This window comes from Bartonella sp. AC130YNZD (genome assembly GCF_042196865.1).
In the GTDB taxonomy this organism is placed as follows: domain Bacteria; phylum Pseudomonadota; class Alphaproteobacteria; order Rhizobiales; family Rhizobiaceae; genus Bartonella.
Genome location: NZ_JBHIQZ010000096.1, coordinates 1 through 1,538, shown reverse-complemented (window position 1 = coordinate 1,538; position 1,538 = coordinate 1). Strand labels below are relative to the sequence as shown.

The following is a 1,538-nucleotide window of genomic DNA, read 5'->3' as shown; positions in this document are numbered from 1 at the left end:
GCCAATGTATGCATGTGTCACAGAGGATAACTCGCATTAGCTCTCACTCAATTACCTGATTGGAAATATGAAATTAAGCACCTCTAAAAAATAAACTTGCAGATTTTTAAAAACTGGAGTGCTCCACATGCCTCCCAGCACCCCCGCCCATTTAATTAATATAAAAAAGAGAAAGGTAATAAGATGATATTTGATGATGGAGATGGATATGTAATAACACGTGAGTGTGCAAAGTTTTTTAGTGTATCCACAACCACGATTCGTAATTAGGTGCTTCAAGGAGGGGCCAGAGCTATATAAGCTAGGGAGAGCAGTGAGATGGAGAAAGAAAGAGATCTTATTCTTCACTCCAAAGAAAAATAAGGAATAAATTAGCTAAAGTTGTATAAACCGTAGAAGGTGGTCTAAAAGTTGATCTTAAAATAGCTCTTTAAATAAAAAATCTATATATTTAATATGTTAAAGATACAAAATGGTGCCCAAAAGAGGCAAATAAAAAGCAAGTAAAATAAAATAGTTATGTCTAATATAAGGGAATAGGTGAATCTTGATTCTATTGAGTTTTTTTGCCTCTATCCCTCATCTTTTTGAAGCTTTTTTATGGCTTCAAGAGAGAGTCTTTTACGGTCTGCGCTCTTTGTGTAAAGAGATGCCATAGCATCATTTGTCCAGCCAAAAATTGCTTTGAGTTGTGATACTGTTGCACCAGAATTAGCTGCGCGTGTTGCTGCTAATTTTCTTAAGCCATGTGCTGATTTTTTGATTCCCGCTACGTTACAAGCCTCACGAAAAAGGTTGCCAAAACTTTCTTTAACTAGTTTTTTACCTTCTTTACCACAAATGAATGTTTCTTCTCCAATAGGACCAGTTTCAAGCGTTTTGGCTAATTCCGGTAAAATAGGTAGAAAGACATCTGTTTGGAATTTACTTTTCTCTGTTTTGAGATGAATGATATTATTCTTTACATCTTTCCAGCCAATGCGGACCGCATCACCACGACGCAAACCCGTATACAAAAGGACATCAATCCAAACGCGTTCATGGGTACCATGGGACCATCTTTGATAATATTTCTCAACATCTTCTTCTGTCCAAACAGCAAACCCATCTTTGTTATGAAGGGCTGGTCTTTTAACACCTAAGGCTGGATTATTTTCTAAAAGACCTTGGTCAATCGCCCAATTAAAAAGCCCATTAAGGGCTTTCAGAAAGTTTCTAGCCATTGCTGGTGTTTCTTTGCGTCGTTCAACGCCGGCTATGATATGTTTCTTTTCAATTGCTTTGTATGGAATGTTTCCTATGGTATCACATACCTTCATAAGGATGAGTTCTTTTTGTTTTTTTGTAGCTTTAGTGTAGCTATGCCAATTAGAGCTGTTAAAGTATTGTTTAAGCAGCCATGCAAATGACCCTTCAATCAGTTTGCCGATTTTCGGTTTTGGAGGGATTATGCCTTGTAATTCGGCAAGTGCGCTTTTGTAGTTATCAACAAACTCTTGCGTTCCATAGGTGCCGCGTATTCTAATACGTGGTCCATG

General features: G+C 37.5%; 1 protein-coding gene and 1 pseudogene. One reads left to right on the top strand and one right to left on the bottom strand.

The genetic code is table 11. From position 1 onward, the window contains the following. Positions 1-183: 183 nt before the first annotated feature. Positions 184-370, top strand: a pseudogene (locus ACFINU_RS09805) (helix-turn-helix transcriptional regulator). Between the two features lie 202 nt (positions 371-572). On the opposite strand, the gene ACFINU_RS09800 reads toward ACFINU_RS09805, so the two are convergent. Further along, on the bottom strand, positions 573-1,538 hold a 966-nt coding region (locus ACFINU_RS09800; RefSeq protein WP_375618973.1), incomplete at its 5' end, for a tyrosine-type recombinase/integrase.